This is a genomic window from Pseudomonas sp. B414 (assembly GCF_055408445.1).
Genome location: NZ_JBUZTQ010000012.1, coordinates 101,920 through 118,898, shown reverse-complemented (window position 1 = coordinate 118,898; position 16,979 = coordinate 101,920). Strand labels below are relative to the sequence as shown.

Sequence of the window (16,979 nt, the reverse complement as noted above, 5' to 3'; positions counted from 1 at the left end):
GTCCTTAAACCGGCATCTGCATGATGTCCTGGTACGCCTGAACCAGCTTGTTACGCACTTGGGTCAAGGCCTGGAAGGAAACGCTGGCCTTTTGGGAGGCGATCATCACATCAGTCAGGTCGACCCCGCTTTTGCCGATTTCGAACGCATTCGACAGCTGGCTCGATGCCTGCTGGGTTTCGCTGACCTTGTTGATCGCATTGCCGAGCATGTCGGAGAAGCTGCTGGCACCCGCTTCGGGAGTGGCCTGCACAGCCGATTTCGGCTGGGCCATGGCGTCCATCTGCATGGCCCGCATATCCAACATCAATCGATTAAATTCAATACCTTGGCTCATGGACCAGTGCCTCCGACGACCCGCATTTTTTTGACACTTTCACAGCGCATATTGAGGTGTAGCAACAAGGGTGCCAGCTCTTTGTGGATTTATTACTAATAACGTTACAAAACGTCGCAGGTAAAAAGCCACTCAACTCTGTGGGAGCGAGCCTGCTCGCGAAGGTATCGCTGCGTTTCACCTGTAAGACCGCGCCGCCCGCATCGCGAGCAAGCCCGCTCCCACAAGAGCAGTACGCGGGCATCAGGTCGCAGCAAACAAATAAGCCTCAACATCCATCCCCGCATCGCGCATCTGCGCCAGCTTGTAACGCAACGTGCGCGGGCTGATGCCCAGGCGCTCGGAAGCTTCCTTGCGCCGGCCACGCTCGGCACGCAAGGTGTCGATAATCATCTGGAACTCACGTCGGCGCAGATCATCCCCCAAAGCCCCGGCAGACTCCACAACCTCCACCGCCAAGGGCTCGGAACGAGTCAACGACGGCAAAGGCGCACAAGCCACAGGCCCGGCGAGGCAAAAATCTGCCGCTTCAATCAAGCCGCACTGCTGCAAGATCAACGCCCGCTGAATCGCGTTATCCAGTTCGCGCACATTGCCCGGCCACGGATAGGTACTCAGGCACGCCTTGGCATCGGCCGAGAACCCTACCGCAGTGTGCTTCATCTTGCTGATGTATTTGGCCAGCAACCGCTCGGCCAGCGGCAGAATATCCGCCGTACGCTCGCGCAACGGCCGCCAGGCCAGCGGAAACACCGAAAGACGGTAGAACAGATCCTCGCGAAAGCGCCCCGCCGCCACTTCACCCGCCAGATCACGGTTGGTGGTAGCCACCACGCGAATATCCAGCACGATCGGCTTGCGCCCGCCCACCCGCTCCACTTCGCGCTCTTGCAATACGCGGAGCAATTTGGCCTGCAAGCCCAAAGGCATCTCGGAAATCTCATCCAACAGCAAGGTGCCACCGTCGGCCTGCTCAAACTTGCCGGCCTGAGCCGCAATCGCCCCGGTAAACGCACCTTTTTCATGTCCGAACAACGTCGCTTCAAGCATGTTGTCAGGAATGGCCGCGCAGTTGATCGCCACAAACGGCTGATCAACCCGACTGGAATGCTGGTGGATATAACGGGCAAGTACCTCTTTACCGGTACCCGATTCACCCGAAATCAACACTGTTGCATCACTGCGCGCCACCCGTGCGGCCAGCTCCAGCAATTGCAGGCTGGCCGGCTCAACCGCCACCGGGCCTTGAGTGTCTGCTACCCCCAGGCTGCCGAGGGCATGCCGGGCCACCAGGTCCAGCAAGGCCTTGGGCTCGAACGGTTTGACCAGATAGTCCGCCGCCCCCTGGCGCATGGCATCCACCGCCCGCTCCACCGCGCCGTGAGCGGTCATCAGCAATACCGGCAACTGTGGCTGACAACTGCGCAGGCGTGCGAGCAACTGATGGCCGTCCATGCCCGGCATATTGACATCACTGATCACCAGGCTGAATGACTCCGTGGAAACTGCCGCCAGAGCTTCCTCCCCCGAACCGACCGCCCTAAAGCCATGACCGGCGAGCAATAGCGTATCTGCCAGCGCCTCGCGCAACGCATGGTCGTCCTCGACCAACAGCACGTTAATTCGCATCACCATCAGTTTGCCTCCGCCGCACCGGGAATCAGCGGCAAGCTGAGCACGACACACGTGCCACGCCCCGGCCGCGAACGTAATTGCAATTGCCCCTGGTGCGCCCGCACCACGGCATTCACCACTGCCAGCCCAAGGCCGGTACCGGTGGCTTTGGTGGTAAAGAATGGCTCGCCCAAACGCGCCAGCACCTGGGGTTCAATGCCGCTGCCACTGTCACTCACGCACAGTCGCAGGCAGTTATCGCGACGGTACAGATGGACTTTGAGCCGCACCTGCGCCGTGCCGGTCTGCAAGGCGTTTTCAAGCAGATTGAGCAGCGCCCCCACCAGCGTGTCGCGATTGCACAGCAACTGGCCTGTATAGGCGTCGCACTGCCAGCGTATGGACACACCCTGCACATGGGTTTGCGCCGCTGCTTGCAGGGTTTGCATCAGCACTTTCGGGGTGACCTTGTCATTGAGCGGCAGCTCGCCCCGGGCAAACACCAGCATGTCGCGCACCTGATGCTCCAGCTCGTGCAAGCGCTCCTTGAGACGCCCGGCAAAGCGCTGCTGGGTTTCCACCGGCAACACTTGCTCGGTCAAATGGCTGGCGTAAATCAGCGCCGCCGACAGCGGCGTGCGAATCTGATGGGCCAGAGAGGTGACCATGCGCCCCAGGGACGACAGGCGCTCATGGCGGGCAAGCTGGTCTTGCAGGCGCCGGGTTTCTGTCAGGTCATTGAGCAACACCAGCTGCCCGGGCTCGGCATCCAGCGAACGGGTGGCAATCGACAGGCGCCGACCGTCTTTAAGAGACACTTCGTGACCATCGTCGTCACGCGGGGCGAAGCAGCGGGCAATCACATGGCGCCACAGCTCGCCTTCCAGCGGCAGGCCAAGCAACTCGCAGGCTGCGGGATTGGCTTCGCGTACCCGGCCACGGTCATCGATCACGATAACCCCGCCAGGCAACAGATCAAGGAGGTTTTGCAGGCGGTTGGCCAGCCGTTCTTTTTCCGCCAGTTCGGCCATGCGTTGCGCACTGACCACTGCCAGTTCACCGGCAAGTTCCGAAACACGGGCTTCGAGCAGACTGTAGGGATCAGGGGCCGAGGACAACAGGACGGCGGCTTGAGACATGGCGGGTACTCGCTTGGCTGACCGTCATAAAACGGTTCGTTACACCAAGCGAAGCAATACCCGTGCCTGATATGGGTGAATTACTCTGGGAGCGGGCTTGCTCGCGATTGAATCGCTGCGGTGCAACAGATACACCGCGTCGCTTGCATCGCGAGCAAGCCCGCTCCCACAGGCCCACAAAAAACAGGATCGTTAATCGTCCGCCTGCTCTTCGCCTTCGCGACGGCTCATGCCGTATTTGCGCATTTTTTCCACCAGGGTGGTACGGCGAATCCGCAGGCGCTCGGCCGCACGGGCCACAATGCCACTGGCATCGTCCAGCGCCTGCTGGATCAGGCCCTGCTCCAGCCCGCCCAGGTAGTCCTTGAGGTCCAGGCCCTCTGGCGGCAGCAAGGCATTGGCGCTGGCCACAAAATCAGTGGCGGCGTTGTTGATGGCCACACGCTCTTCCATATCGCTGCGCAGGCTGTCGACCAGTTGCTCGTCTTCATCATCCACGTAGCGGAATTTTTTCGGCAACTCAACGACGCCAATCACCCCGTACGGATGCATGATCGCCATGCGCTCCACCAGGTTGGCCAGTTCGCGAACATTGCCCGGCCATGCATGGCGGCACAGCGACATGATGGCGGCCGAATTGAAGCGGATCGAACCGCGCTTTTCGTGCTCCATGCGCGAAATCAACTCGTTCATCAACAACGGAATATCTTCGACGCGCTCGCGCAGGGGCGCCATTTCGATCGGGAATACGTTGAGGCGGTAGTACAGATCTTCGCGGAAGGCACCGACCTCAATCATGCTTTCGAGATTTTTGTGGGTCGCGGCAATGATTCGCACATCGGCGCACTGGGTCTTGTTGCTGCCCACACGCTCAAAGGTCCGTTCCTGCAAAACACGCAGCAGTTTGACCTGCATCGGCAGCGGCATATCGCCGATTTCATCGAGGAACAGCGTGCCACCATTGGCCAGCTCAAAACGCCCGGCACGACTGGTGATCGCCCCGGTAAAGGCACCCTTCTCATGGCCGAACAGCTCGCTTTCCAGCAGCTCGGCAGGAATGGCCCCACAATTGACCGGCACAAACGGCGCGTCACGGCGTTTGGAGTGGTAATGCAGGTTGCGCGCAACCACTTCCTTGCCGGTACCCGACTCGCCAAGGATCAACACACTGGCATCGGTATCGGCCACTTGCTGCATCATCTGGCGCACATGCTGAATCGCCCGGCTGGTACCGACCAGGCTGCGAAACAGGTTGGGCTCACGATGACGGCCGCGCTCGCGGGCCTGGTCATACATCTCGCGATAGACCTGGGCACGGTGCAGGGAATCAAGCAGTTTGCTGTAGCTGGGGGGCATTTCGAGGCTGGACAGCACCCGGCGGCGCTGGTCTTCAGGCAGGTCAAGTGCAGAAACTTCACCTAAAAGCATGATCGGCAGGAACTCATCCCACTCGGCCAGTGTCTTAAGTAACCCTGACAGCCCGCCCGCAGTACTCACCGTGCCAACCAGCACGCAGAGCACTTCACGGCTGGACGACAAGGCACTGACGGCCTGCTCCCACTCGTGGCTAGGGCTGGCCAAATTTTCTTCGCCAAGAAAATTCAGGATCACCGCCAGGTCGCGGCGGCGGACGCTATCGTCATCGATCAGCAGAATTTTGGTTTCACGCCACATGCAATAGCAACTTCCCTAGTCAACTCAATGCCCCGGATGGCAGGACATATGTAGACGTCCTAACCCTGTTGGATATCTAAGACGACTGAATACAGAATAACGCACTAGTTAAGTCAAAAAACTGAGTAGAGTCAAATTTATGGCGGTTTAAAACGCGATTAACCATATATTCTTTAGGCCTTAACCGAATAGATGGTAAACCTTTGACGCATTTTTTGCTTGATTGATCTGCCCCATCTGCTCAACAACCGACTGACGCTCATCGGTTGCTGCCTCCAGCAGCATGCGATACACCACCAACAGCCCTTCCAGATTTTCGCGCAGCACGGCTTCATCCAGCGGCGCTTCATCCAGCACATTCTCGACACACACCCGGCAGGCCGAGTCCAACTCGCCGATGGCATCCCAATTGCGCTCAGCCAGAGCATCAATCAGCGCTTCACGGGTTTCCTGAATTCGTTGCAGTTGGCTCATGACGCACTCCTCTGGCTTATTGCGGGGCGATGGCATCCCAACCACTTTTTACAGTGATCAGCAGGCGAGCCACTTCATCGATGATTTCCGGGTCGTTTTTGGCATTGGCCAGGGTCAGACGCACGGCCATGTATTCGTACAGGCTGTCCAGTTGCTCCAGAGCGGCCTTGTCATCGGTCTTGTCTTCATCCAGCCCCTGACGCAGGCCAGTGATGATATCGATGGCCTTGGTGATCAACATCGCCTTCTGCGGGATATCACCACGGCTCATCGCGCCTTTGGCCTGGGCCATGCGATCCAGGCCGCCTTCCATCAGCATCTGAATCAAGCGATGGGGGCTGGCTTCGGAGATTTGAGCGTGGGAATTGACCTTCTGGTACTGACGAAGGGCGCGCATCGGGTTCATGTTTCTACCTCATTACGGTGACAGGCAAAAATGGCTGGTTCTTGATCTTTTTATCGACTGATACGGGCAAAGCTTTAGCGCTGAGGCCGAGCGAAATCAGTCGGATTTAGGGTTATTCAAGGAATTGAGGGTGGTCATGATGCTGGAGCTGCTGGCGTTGATTTTGGCGATCATGGTGTCCATGGCCGTGTACTTGGCGGTCAGAGTGGCCTTCATACTTTCCATGCGCCGATCAAGATCCGCTTGCTGAGTGGTCAGGTCCGTCAGCTTGCTATTCAAGTCAGTAACGCGACTCGCCAGCAGCCCTGTTGTACCCACATAGCTATCGGTCGCCTTGGTCATGCGCGCAACCAGTCCGGTATCACCAGCAAACACCTTGGCAATTTCAGATGCGCCATTGGGTGTTGCCACTGCGGCGTCCCACTTCTTGTCATCGAGAGTCAGCAGCCCGGTTTTCTGGTCGGTACTGATACCCATCTGGGACAAGTTGCCCATACTTGATGAGCCGGAGTTTTGCAGCAGCTCATTACGAATGCCGTTGACCAGTTGACGCATCGACGCATCGCCGGTCAATGCGCCCGAGGTGGTGGTTGCCGCATCACCGGTAGCGGTGACCTTGGTTTGCGTGTTGATGCTGGTCAGCAGCGCGTTGTAGGCACTGACAAACGACTGCACCGAGGTTTTCAGCGTCGCGGTATTGGAGGCAACGGTGATGGTGGACGCTTTGGTATCAATCAACTCCAGAGTCACGCCACTGATGGCAGAGGTAACCTTGTTGCTGGATGACTCCATGGCGATGCCATCGATGGTGTATTCAGCATTCACCGGTGCTTTACCGGCGTCATACCCGGTCGACAACGCGGAATCACCACTGATGGTGATATCGGTGCCCTTGCCCGTGGTCTGCGAGCCAATAACCAGACGTGAACCATTGGCGTCGGTCAAAACGTTGGCGCTGATGCCCTTGGACTGCAACTGCGTGTTGATCGCTTCACGGGTCTGCTGCAGGGTTGCGCCTGCAGGGATCGACACGCTGTAGTCAGAACCGGACTGAGAAATGGTCAGGGTCGTAGGCTCTGTGCCCGAGTTAACCACCGAGGAAGTGCCACCCTCAAACACCTTGCTGGTGATTTTTGACGCGGTTGCCAACTTGGTAACGTCAAGCGCATAGATACCGCTGGAGGCCTTGTCATCAATGGTGACTTTGGAGATTTTTTCGTCAGACGACGTAGCGGCCAGGCCGTTGAAGCTGGAGACACTATTGAGCTTGGCAATAGCTGCGCGATAGGTTTCGAGCGAAGCTTTTACCGTGCCCACAGCGGACAATTGAATGGTGGTGTCTTTTTGTTGCGCGGTAATCTGGCTTTGCTTGGGCGCTTTTTCAGCGTCTACCAAGGCTTTTACAATGCCGATGGTGTCGTAACCCGAACCAACACCGGTAATCGTAGAACTGGCCATCTGTATTCTCCTTGTCCGGGCTGCCGCTTTATGGGCTTACGCTTTTTTGACGAGCAAGACCGAGGAAGCAGACAGCATCACAATTCATGCCACCTTCATACTTTGGCCTGAAAAAGCAGGCTGTGGGGATCAGCCAGATTTTGCGCCAATTTCAAGGCCACCTCTGAAGGTAGCTGGCGAATCACCTCACCGCTGTCGGAGGCGATCACCTTGACCACCATCACGCCCGTGGTGTCATCAATTGAAAAGTCCAACTTGCGTTGGTTGGACTGTGCGAATTCTTGTATGTCACTAACAGCTTTTTCCAGCTCGGCGCGCTCAGGCTGCTTGCCTGTCACCGGGGCCGGGGGCACGACTGGTTGGGTTGTTGCAACCGGTGCTGGCGCGGGATTGGGTAATCCGGCGGCACTCGGGTAAGCGGCATTCAGCTTGATGCTTATGTCCATGTCATCACCTCAACACTGAAAAAACGGAAGGGCACGTAAACGCGCCCTTCCGTTATCAACCAAGCGCCGAATTTACTGAAGCAGCTTCATTACAGCGGATGGCAGCTGGTTAGCCTGGGACAGGATCGCGGTAGCGGCCTGTTGCAGGGTTTGTTGCTTGGTCAGCTCAGCAGCTTCCGATGCGAAGTCAGTGTCCTGTACGCGACCACGGGCAGCAGTCGAGTTCTCGGAGATGCTTTGCAGGTTGGATACGGTGCTGTCGAAACGGTTTTGTACGGCACCCAGTGCGGAACGCTGGGTATCGATCTGCTGGATTGCGCCAGTCAGGGCCTGGATGGTTTGTTGAGCGCCTTCGGCAGTCAACACGCTCAAGTCGGAAACGGTTGTTTCAACGGTGTTGGCGGTGGTGGTTTTAGCAGTAGTTGTCAGGCCCAAAGAAGCCAGGCCAGTACCCGCACTGCCGTCAGCAATGGTGATGTCCTTGGTAGAGAACAGCTTCAGCGTGTTGTCAGCATTTTTGCTGGCAGTTACGCCCGTGCTTGCGCTGTTGATCGAAGAAACGATGGTGTCCATCGAATCGCCTTTCTTGAACTTCACTTCTACGCCATTGAAAGATACGGAAGTATCATTGGTCAGCTTGGCTTGAGTACTGCCTGCTGTCAGGCCCAGCTTGGAAAGCGAACCTGGACCATCCGTACCCGCGCCATCGGCAAGATTGATAGCCTTGCCATCAGTCGAAGTAAGAACCAATCGGCCATCTTTAACAGATGCATCTACACCTGTTTTAGTTTTCTCTGCAGCGATCAGTCCTGCCGTTTCAGCAAGTGTCTTACCTGCTTCAATATCAACTTTGACTCCGTTGACATTAATTTCTCCAATTTCACCACCTACAGTACCAGTCAACTCCGTACCATAACCAGATTCTGCAGTAGAACCCTTAGCTTTGAATGTAGCGTCGGACGACAGGTTCAATTTCGTGCCTGTTGAGTCCAAGGAAGCAGTGACACCTGTAGAAGCAGACTGCTTATTTATCGCTGTAACCGCTTCCCCAACTTTAGTTCCAATAGCGAAATCAAAATCTGTGTCATTAATGGTTAAAGTCTGGGCCGCGACCGAAGTAAAGGCCACAGCGCCTGCAGTCTTGAATTTGGCAGCATCGTTAGAACCACCAACTACAGTCGCAGACAGCTCATTTACTCCACCGGACGCATTCGCCTCACCATAAGAACCTTTCAAACCAGTAGCACTGATATCGCTCATACCAAACGAGATGGTCTGGTTGGCATCAGCACCGACCTGGAAAGCCTGGTTCTGGAACGAACCGTCCAGCAGGTTACGACCACCGAAAGTGGTGGTAGACGAAATACGGGTCAGCTCACCGACTTTCGCTGTGAATTCTTGCTGCAGGGATGCACGGTCATCCGCGCTTTTATCACCGTTCGCGGACTGCAGGGCCAGTTCACGCAGACGTTGCAGAATGTTGGTCGATTCTTGCATCGCGCCTTCAGCAGTCTGTGCAATCGACGAGCCGTTGTTGGCGTTGGCGATGGCAACGGTCATGCCTTTAACCTGAGAGGTCAGACGGTTGGCGATCTGCATGCCGGCAGCGTCGTCTTTGGCGCTGTTGATTTTCAGGCCGGAAGACAGACGGGTCATCGAGGTGCTCAACGAGTCGCCGGCTTTGTTCAGGTTCTTCTGAACGGTCTGGGACGTGACGTTAGTGTTTACTGATAAAGCCATGACGAAATCCTCATTGGATGAATACTGCGGCTTCCGGCCCTGGCAACCGCCGGGTGTGGCCTAGAGAACCTTCGTAATAGTTATCGTCGTGAATGCCGGTTGCTTGAGGGTTATTTTGTTTTTTTTTGCTGGCTAGGGGCCATGCCTTGTATTTCAGGGGGTTAGCGTCGATGCAAACTCCTGTGGGAGCTGGCTTGCCAGCGATGGCATCAGCTGATTTCTTCAGGCAGGCCGAATTGCCTGCATCGCTGGCAAGCCAGCTCCCACAAGAGATTTTCGCCGGGCACATAACGCAAAACGCCCATGGCTTTAAGGCCACGGGCGTTTTGTGTTTCGGCTTGCAGCTTATGGGCGATAGATAATCGCCGAACCCCACGACAGGCCCACGCCGAAGCCGCTCAGGGCTACGCGCTTCCAGGTGGCTTCCATCACATGCTTTTCCAGCAACAGCGGAATGCTCGATGACACGGTGTTACCCGTCTCGACCATATCCTTGATAAATTTCTCCGGCTCGCCTTCAAAACGACGCGCCACTGCATCGACAATCGCCGCACTGCCCTGGTGGATGCAGAAAGCGTCGATATCTTGCGAAGTCAGCTGCGACTCTTCCAGCAGTTCATTCAAATGCGCAGGCACTTTAAGCAGCGCGAAGTTGAACACCTGACGACCATTCATAAAGAACACGCCATCGCTGACTTTCAGGTGCGGCGCACCCGAGCCGTCGGTACCGAACTTGGCCTTGCCCAGCTGCCAGGGGGCGTCTTCGCCCATCCAGGTAGCGGTCGCGGCGTCGCCGAAGAGCATGGTGGTGTTGCGGTCTTCGGGGTCGACGATTTTCGAGTACGGGTCGGCAGTGATCAGCAGGCCGTTTTTCAGGCCCGTGGCTTCCATAAAACCTTTCATCGCGTAGATGCCGTAGACATAACCCGAGCAACCCAGGGAAATATCAAAGGCAGCAACGTGGGTCGGCAGACCCAGTTTGTCCTGCACGATGGCGGCCGTGTGCGGCAGGCCTTCGGCGTCACCGTTCTGGGTGACGACGATCAACGCGTCGATGGATTCGCGTTTAAGCTGCGGATTGTTGGCAAACAGTGCGTTTACTGCTTCTACACACAGATCCGAGGTTTCCTGGTCGGCATCTTTGCGCGGCAGAAACGCCGAACCGATCTTGCCCAGAATGAAGTCTTCGTCCTTGGAGAACTTCGCGCCTTGCGCGTAGTTGTCTACACCGCTTGCTGGCACGTAACTGGCGATGCTTTTAATGCCAATCATTGTGGCTTCCCAATACTGAATAGCTGGAGATCACCCGCTCGCACAATCGAGGGGCGCTGACAATAAAAGGGCTTGTGTGGGTGCATAAAAATAAACAAAACAGCCCAAAAAAGGCCCGGCACCCGCCCGTACATTTCACACGATACAGTGAAGATGCCCGTTATGACTCATAGGTCACGCTATTTTGTGTGGTTTTATACAAAACATTACGAGAACACAGCGATTGGCCTGTAGTCGCTGACGAGGAACGAAGGCTGCGATCGAGGGCGAAGCACTCGTAATCTATTCACCCTCGGTATTTCAGAAACACCGCAGTAGCCGGTCTGGCTAAGACTGTGTCTTCAATCGCAGCCTTCGTTCCTCGTCAGCGACTACAGGAGAGGAGTGCTGTCGCCAATCAAAGCTGATTAAACAGGCTCAGCTGGGAGATTTTGACGAAGGCCAGCTGCGAGGCTTCGAGCATGGCTTTCTGGAACGCCAATTGGATAGCGGCCCCGGCCGTATCGGTGTTGCCAATCGCCGCCGTGGTGGAGTCGTTGGCCAGGCCCAGACTGATGTTTTCGTCAGCCTGCACGTCTACTGCCTTCAAGCGCGCACCAATCGAGCCCCGGGCGCTGTCGACCCCGGCGCTGGCGTTTTTCAGGTTGCCGATCGCCGAGTTGATCGCGTCTTTTTGCGTCTGCTGGGCCAGCGGGTCTTTGTCGCTGGGGATCACCAGCGCCTTGCGCAGCTGGCTGATGGTGTCCAGCGCATTCTGGCTCTGATGGTTATTGCGGTTGACCACGAACTGGTCGCCCGCCTCCGGCGTGCCGGAAAACTTGAAATCAACCCCCAGCGCGCCGTCAGCCACATTGCCCTGGGCTATCGACTTGCTGTCGGCGGTCAGCGGCTGGGCATACACCTCGTATTCGGTGGCGCTGGTGAATTTGATCACCGCTCCATTGCTCGGAAAGCTGTCGGCGTAAACCTTGGGGTCGGTCACGGTTGAACCGGTGAGCTGCGCCGTCGAGGTGTTGCCCGGCGTGCGCGAGGCATTGAACGTGTCCGCCTTGGCTTCCAGGGTAAAGGTGCGCCCCGCCACTGCCGCATCCCGCTCCGCCGCCGGGATATCCTTGAGGCTGTTGGGGGTGATGTCGAACGACACGCCGCGCAGGCTGATGCTCTGCGAGCCATCCTTGGTCGGATCGAACACGCCATTGCCCGCCATTTGCGAGGTCAGGTCGTTGCCGTCACGGTCGGTCACGGTGTACTGGGTGCTGCTGCTGAATTTAAGCGTGTACGGCTGGCCTTCGGCAAAGCTCTTGTTGAATACCGGGCTTGAAGTTACCAGGCCAGCAGACACCGTAAGCTTGCCATCGTTGACGGTCGGTTCACCATTGGCGTCCACCCCTGGCACAAAGATGGCCTGGGTGCGGCCGGTATTGGTCGCGCCTTCCATGATGCTCTTGGCCGTGTCGCTGCTGGCCAGGGTCAGGGTGTCGGAGACTTTCAGGTTGAGTTGGGTATCGTCGCCCTGATAGCTGTAGGTGCCATCGTTGTTACGGGTGTAAGGCGGTGTGTCGGTTTTGGAACCGGAGAACATGTAGTTGCCCGAGGCATCCTTGCTGTTAAGCAGGCTGAACACCTGGTCTTCGATGCTGCCCAGTTCATTGGCAATGGCCGTACGATCCGCATCGCTCTTGCCGCTGCCAGCGCCCAGGGCCAGTTCACTGGCCTTTTGCAGGGCAGTGTTGATGCTGTCGAGCACCGCTTCCTGAGCACCCAATGACGCCTTGATGCTGTTCATATTGGTGGAGTACTGGCCCAGCATGTCTTTCTGCTGCTGCAGTTGCAGCAGGCGCGCCGCGCCCACCGGGTCATCGGCGGCAGTCTGGATGCGCACGCCAGAGTCGATCTGACCCTGGGTCTTGACCACCGACGAGAAGTTGTTCTGGTAGGTGGCACTGGTCGATTCAAAAAACTGCGAAGTTGAAATACGCATCGTCGCGGGCTCCCTTAAAGACTGTTGATCAGCGTGCTGAAGGTTGCTTGCGCCGCTTTGATGATCTGCGACGAGGCGGTGTAGTACTGCTGGAACTTGACCAGGTTGGACGCCTCTTCATCCAGGTTGACCTGGGACACCGAGTTGCGCACTTCCTTGGCGTACGCCAGGGCCGCGCCGTTGGCAGTGCCGTCGACCGCCGCCTGGCTGGCCTTGCCGCCGACATTGGACACCAACTGGCTATAGGAGGTACCCACACTGACGCCGCCAGTGCCGTCCTTGCCTACGCCGACCGTGGCCTTGGTTTGCAGGCCCAACAGTTCGTTGGCATTGCGGTTGTCGGCCTTGCCGTCCTTGTTGAACTTGATATCAAAGCTGTCGCCCTTGGCTGGCGAGCCGCTGATCACCGTATCAAAGCCCACATTGGTGGTGCTGCCGTCAGCGTTGGTGACGGGCACATTGATGGTGACCTTGTTGTCCTGCCCCGGCACGATGCTGCCCTTGCCGATTTCCTTACCCGCTTCGTTCAGCACCCGATAGCTCTGGGTGCCATCGGCAGCAGCCTCGTCAAAGGCGATACGCACCGGCATCGCACCTTCAATATCGCTTTGCGACTTGCCCAGATTGACGCCGCCATAAATATCCAGCGCCGCTGACAGGTTCAGGCCACCCACCGCACCGGTGCCGGTATTGGAACCGCCCGCCCCGGCCACCAATGGCCCAGCGAACGCCAACTTATTGGCATCGCTCATCTGCACACCGATATTGCTCGCGCCGCTGCGGGTGGGGCTGACCTTGAAGGTATCGCCCGCTGCGACTACGCCATCTTTGGGCAGTTGCAGGGTAAAGCCGTCGATCTCCTGCTTGTCGCCGAGTTTGAATGGCCCTTTGGCCGCCTCGCCGTCGGAGCGCTGAATGGTGTATTCAGTCGCGCTGGTGAAGGTCACCTTATAGTCGTAGGCCGTCAGCTGGCTGCTGTCGCTGATACTCACATTGAGGTTGCTGGAACCGGCACTGTTGCTGCTCGATGCCTGGCTGCGCTGGGTGATGGCCTTGTCACTGTTGATGCTGTTGAACAGCGACGAACCGAACTCGCCGTTGGCGTCCAGGCCCTGGCCCAGCTGCTTGTTGATCGCATCGGCAACCACGATTGCGGTGCGTCCCAGGTCGTTCATTGCCGGCGCCAGCACATCGTCGCGATAGCGCAGCAGACCGCCGATCTTGCCGCCGCTAAGCACCGAGGTCACATCGGAGCTCGATTGCTGGTAGTTGATCTGGATGCCGAACTGGCTTTTGTCGACTTTGCCCGGCACCGCCGAAATGGTGTTGGAAGTGGTGCCCTGCACCAGGCTCTGGCCGGTGCCCAGGGTGATGTCGTAAACGTTGTCGTGTTCCTGGACCGTTACCCCGACCAGCTCGTTAAGGGTGCGCACCGCTTCGTTACGTGCATCCAGCAGGTTGTTCGGGGTGTTGCCGGCGGTGGTGGCCTGGGCAATCTGCTTGTTCAGCGAGGCAATGGTGGCCGTGTGCTGGTTGACCATCGAGGTCAGGGTGTCCAGCTGGCTGTTGATGCCTTCGTTCTGCTGGTTGAGCTGGGACGAAATCGAGTTGAAACGGTTGCTCAGGGTTTGCGCACTGGTCAGCAGCAACTGGCGAGCCGACACATCACCCGGAGTAGCGGCAGCCGTCTGCAAGGACGAGAAAAAACTGCTGAGGGCGGCCGAAACACCGGTGTTTTTATCCGACAGCAGTTTGTCGACCGTGCCGATCTGGTCGAGATAGGCCTGGGCATCGCCGTTGAGCGAGGTGGTGGTTTGCAACTGGGCGTCGAGGTAGGCGTTGTACACACGGCGCACGTCGGCCAGGGTGGTGCCGGTGCCGATAAACACCCCGCCCACCTGTTGCGACGCGCCACTGCCCTGGACGATTTGCTGACGCGAATAGCCCGAGGTATTGGCGTTGGCAATGTTGTTGCCGACAGTAGCCAATGCGCCCTGGCTGGCGTTCAGCCCCGACATCCCGATGTTGATCAAACTCGCCATGGTTCAAACCTTATAAATTCGTGAGAGAACCCGTCGAGGCGTAGCTCTGGTAGGTTTTCATTTGCTTGGCTATCTGCGAAATCTTGCTCGCGTATTCAGGGTCGGTCGCATAACCGGCCTTCTGCAACTCGCGCACAAACTGCTCCGGTTTATCGGCCGCGTTGAGTACTTCTTTATAACGATTGTTGCTCTGCAACAGCGTCACCAGATCGTGGAAGCTGTCTTGATACGAGTCGTAGGAGCGGAAGTCCGCCGTTTCCTTGACCATCTGCCCGCCCTTGAACTCGCTGGTGATGGCCCGCGCCTGCGCGCCCTGCCAGCTGCCGGTGGCCTTGATGCCAAACAGGTTGTGGCTGCTGCTGCCATCTTGCTGGCGCATCACCGATTTGCCCCAGCCGGTTTCCAGCGCAGCTTGCGCCACCAGATACAGCGGGTCGACGCCAATCCGGTCGGCAGCCTGCTGCGCCATCGGCAGCATGGTGGCGACAAAGGCATCCGGTGATTCGAACGCCTGCTTGGCCGGCGCCAATGGTGGCTGGGCCACGGCACGGCCATAAATCTGCATCCGCCCTGATGCGCCACTGGCGCTGAGCATCGGCTGGCGGCTGCCCTTGAGCACGGCATCCAGCCCCGGCGAAGTACGCCCTGGCACAGTGCCGGTGTTCAGGGTGGAACGCGCAGGGTCCGCCGAAGGCACGATCCCGGCCAGCAGCCGATCCGTCAGCTTGCTCGGCAACGCCAGACGGCGCTGGTTGAGCATGGCCATATCGTTTTTATGCGCACCCTGGGTCGCACTCGGAGCCACATCGACCCGCGAAGCCCACAGCGCACGCTGGCCATTGGAGCGCACAAACGGGCTATCGGCCGTGTTGGTGGCTGCCGGGGTTTTGACTTCAGCGTTCAATGCGGTGGTGGCCGCAGCCTCCCCCGGCACTGCGGATTTGTTTTTCGACATCTGGCGCATCAGCACATCGGCCAGGCCGATACCGCCGCCCTGGCGGGACAAGGTCACCGACAGCTGCTGGTCGTACATTTCCTGATACTGCTTGGCCGCCGGGGTGTTGAGCGGGTTGTCCTTGCCCAGCACTTCGTTGGCCGAGCGCATCGACTTGAGCATTTCGTTAAGGAACAGCGACTCGAATTCCTGCGCAACCTTGCGCATGTTCGCATCGCTTTCGCGGTCGCCGACCTTCAGGTTGTTAAGACGATTGAGGTCGGTAAAGGCTCCCGAATCGCTGCCACCCAATCCTGCGGTCTTGGACATATCCATGCTGTCAGCCTCAGATCACGATCAGGTCGGCTTGCAAGGCGCCGGCCTGTTTCAGTGCTTCGAGAATCGCCATCAAGTCACCTGGCGCTGCGCCCACCTGATTCACCGCTCGCACGATTTCGTCCAGGGTGGTGCCCGGGCCGAACTTGAACATCGGCTTGGCTTCCTGCTGGGCATTCAGGCGCGAGCGTGGCACCACGGCGGTTTCACCGTTGGACAAGGGGCCGGGCTGGCTGACGATAGGGTCTTCGGTGATGGTCACGGTCAGGCTGCCGTGGGTCACCGCGGCCGGCGAAACCTTGACGTTCTGGCCGATCACGATGGTGCCGGTACGGGAGTTGATAATAACCTTGGCCACCGCCTGGCCCGGGTCGACTTCGAGGTTTTCCAGGATCGACAGGTAATCGACGCGCTGGCTTGGGTCCAGCGGCGCGGTCACCCGCACCGAGCCGCCGTCGATGGCCTGGGCCACGCCGGGACCGAGCAGGTCGTTGATCTTGTCGACAATGCGCTTGGCTGTGGTGAAGTCCGAACGATTGAGGTTCAGGGTCAGGCTGTTGCCCTGGTTAAACCCACTGGGCACGGCACGCTCGACCGAGGCACCACCGGGGATGCGCCCGGCCGAGGGAACGTTGACGGTGATTTTCGAGCCGTCACGGCCTTCGGCATCAAAGCCGCCCACCACCAGATTGCCCTGGGCCACCGCATAGACATTGCCGTCGATGCCCTTGAGCGGTGTCAGCAGCAGCGTACCGCCGCGCAGGCTTTTGGAGTTACCAATGGAGGAAACGGTGATATCGATCACCTGCCCCGGCTTGGCAAACGCTGGCAAATCGGCACTGATCGACACCGCCGCGACGTTTTTAAGCTGCACATTGCCCGACCCTGGCGGCACCTTGATACCGAACTGCGACAGCATGTTGTTGAAGGTCTGCAGGGTAAATGGGGTTTGCGTGGTCTGGTCGCCCGTACCATTCAACCCGACAACCAGGCCATAACCAATCAATTGGTTGGAGCGCACGCCGGAAATGCTGGCGATGTCTTTCAACCGCTCGGCGTGGGCGCCCAGGGAGGTCGACAACAGCAACACGGCTGCCAGCAGATGCTTGAGGTTGGGCATGGCGAA

General features: G+C 58.1%; 14 protein-coding genes. All 14 read right to left on the bottom strand.

Annotated elements, in window-relative coordinates; translation table 11 throughout:
• Positions 1-4: 4 nt before the first annotated feature.
• Entirely contained in the window at positions 5-337 is a 333-nt protein-coding gene (gene fliE, locus ACZRMH_RS12850) for a flagellar hook-basal body complex protein FliE (protein WP_464013714.1), read from the bottom strand.
• 243 nt (positions 338-580) lie between these two features.
• Positions 581-1,966 (bottom strand): sigma-54-dependent transcriptional regulator, encoded by a 1,386-nt coding sequence (locus ACZRMH_RS12845; protein WP_464013730.1) that lies wholly within the window; start codon positions 1,964-1,966, stop codon positions 581-583.
• 5 nt (positions 1,967-1,971) lie between these two features.
• Positions 1,972-3,090, bottom strand: coding sequence for a sensor histidine kinase (locus ACZRMH_RS12840; protein ID WP_464013713.1), 1,119 nt, complete (start codon positions 3,088-3,090; stop codon positions 1,972-1,974).
• A 192-nt stretch (positions 3,091-3,282) separates the two neighbouring features.
• Complete coding sequence (locus ACZRMH_RS12835; protein ID WP_464013712.1) at positions 3,283-4,764, bottom strand: sigma-54 dependent transcriptional regulator; 1,482 nt, start codon at positions 4,762-4,764, stop codon at positions 3,283-3,285.
• Between the two features lie 180 nt (positions 4,765-4,944).
• Positions 4,945-5,238, bottom strand: coding sequence for a flagellar protein FliT (gene fliT / locus ACZRMH_RS12830; RefSeq protein WP_261738981.1), 294 nt, complete (start codon positions 5,236-5,238; stop codon positions 4,945-4,947).
• Between the two features lie 16 nt (positions 5,239-5,254).
• Positions 5,255-5,644: a flagellar export chaperone FliS gene (gene fliS / locus ACZRMH_RS12825; protein WP_464013711.1), complete on the bottom strand. Its 390-nt coding sequence runs from the start codon at positions 5,642-5,644 to the stop codon at positions 5,255-5,257.
• A gap of 96 nt (positions 5,645-5,740) precedes the next feature.
• On the bottom strand, positions 5,741-7,102 hold the full coding sequence (gene fliD, locus ACZRMH_RS12820) for a flagellar filament capping protein FliD (protein ID WP_464013710.1): 1,362 nt from the start codon (positions 7,100-7,102) through the stop codon (positions 5,741-5,743).
• A gap of 95 nt (positions 7,103-7,197) precedes the next feature.
• A complete protein-coding gene (locus ACZRMH_RS12815) occupies positions 7,198-7,548 on the bottom strand; it encodes a flagellar protein FlaG (RefSeq protein WP_464013709.1) in 351 nt (116 codons plus the stop codon).
• Between the two features lie 72 nt (positions 7,549-7,620).
• Entirely contained in the window at positions 7,621-9,288 is a 1,668-nt protein-coding gene (locus tag ACZRMH_RS12810; protein ID WP_464013708.1) for a flagellin N-terminal helical domain-containing protein, read from the bottom strand.
• Between the two features lie 345 nt (positions 9,289-9,633).
• Positions 9,634-10,560 (bottom strand): ketoacyl-ACP synthase III, encoded by a 927-nt coding sequence (locus ACZRMH_RS12805; protein WP_464013707.1) that lies wholly within the window; start codon positions 10,558-10,560, stop codon positions 9,634-9,636.
• A gap of 397 nt (positions 10,561-10,957) precedes the next feature.
• On the bottom strand, positions 10,958-12,541 hold the full coding sequence (locus tag ACZRMH_RS12800) for a flagellar hook-associated protein 3 (protein ID WP_464013706.1): 1,584 nt from the start codon (positions 12,539-12,541) through the stop codon (positions 10,958-10,960).
• Between the two features lie 14 nt (positions 12,542-12,555).
• Positions 12,556-14,583 (bottom strand): flagellar hook-associated protein FlgK, encoded by a 2,028-nt coding sequence (gene flgK, locus ACZRMH_RS12795; protein WP_464013705.1) that lies wholly within the window; start codon positions 14,581-14,583, stop codon positions 12,556-12,558.
• A 10-nt stretch (positions 14,584-14,593) separates the two neighbouring features.
• Positions 14,594-15,853, bottom strand: coding sequence for a flagellar assembly peptidoglycan hydrolase FlgJ (gene flgJ, locus ACZRMH_RS12790; RefSeq protein ID WP_464013704.1), 1,260 nt, complete (start codon positions 15,851-15,853; stop codon positions 14,594-14,596).
• A 10-nt stretch (positions 15,854-15,863) separates the two neighbouring features.
• Positions 15,864-16,973, bottom strand: coding sequence for a flagellar basal body P-ring protein FlgI (locus ACZRMH_RS12785; RefSeq protein ID WP_095002626.1), 1,110 nt, complete (start codon positions 16,971-16,973; stop codon positions 15,864-15,866).
• Between the last annotated feature and the right edge of the window lie 6 nt (positions 16,974-16,979).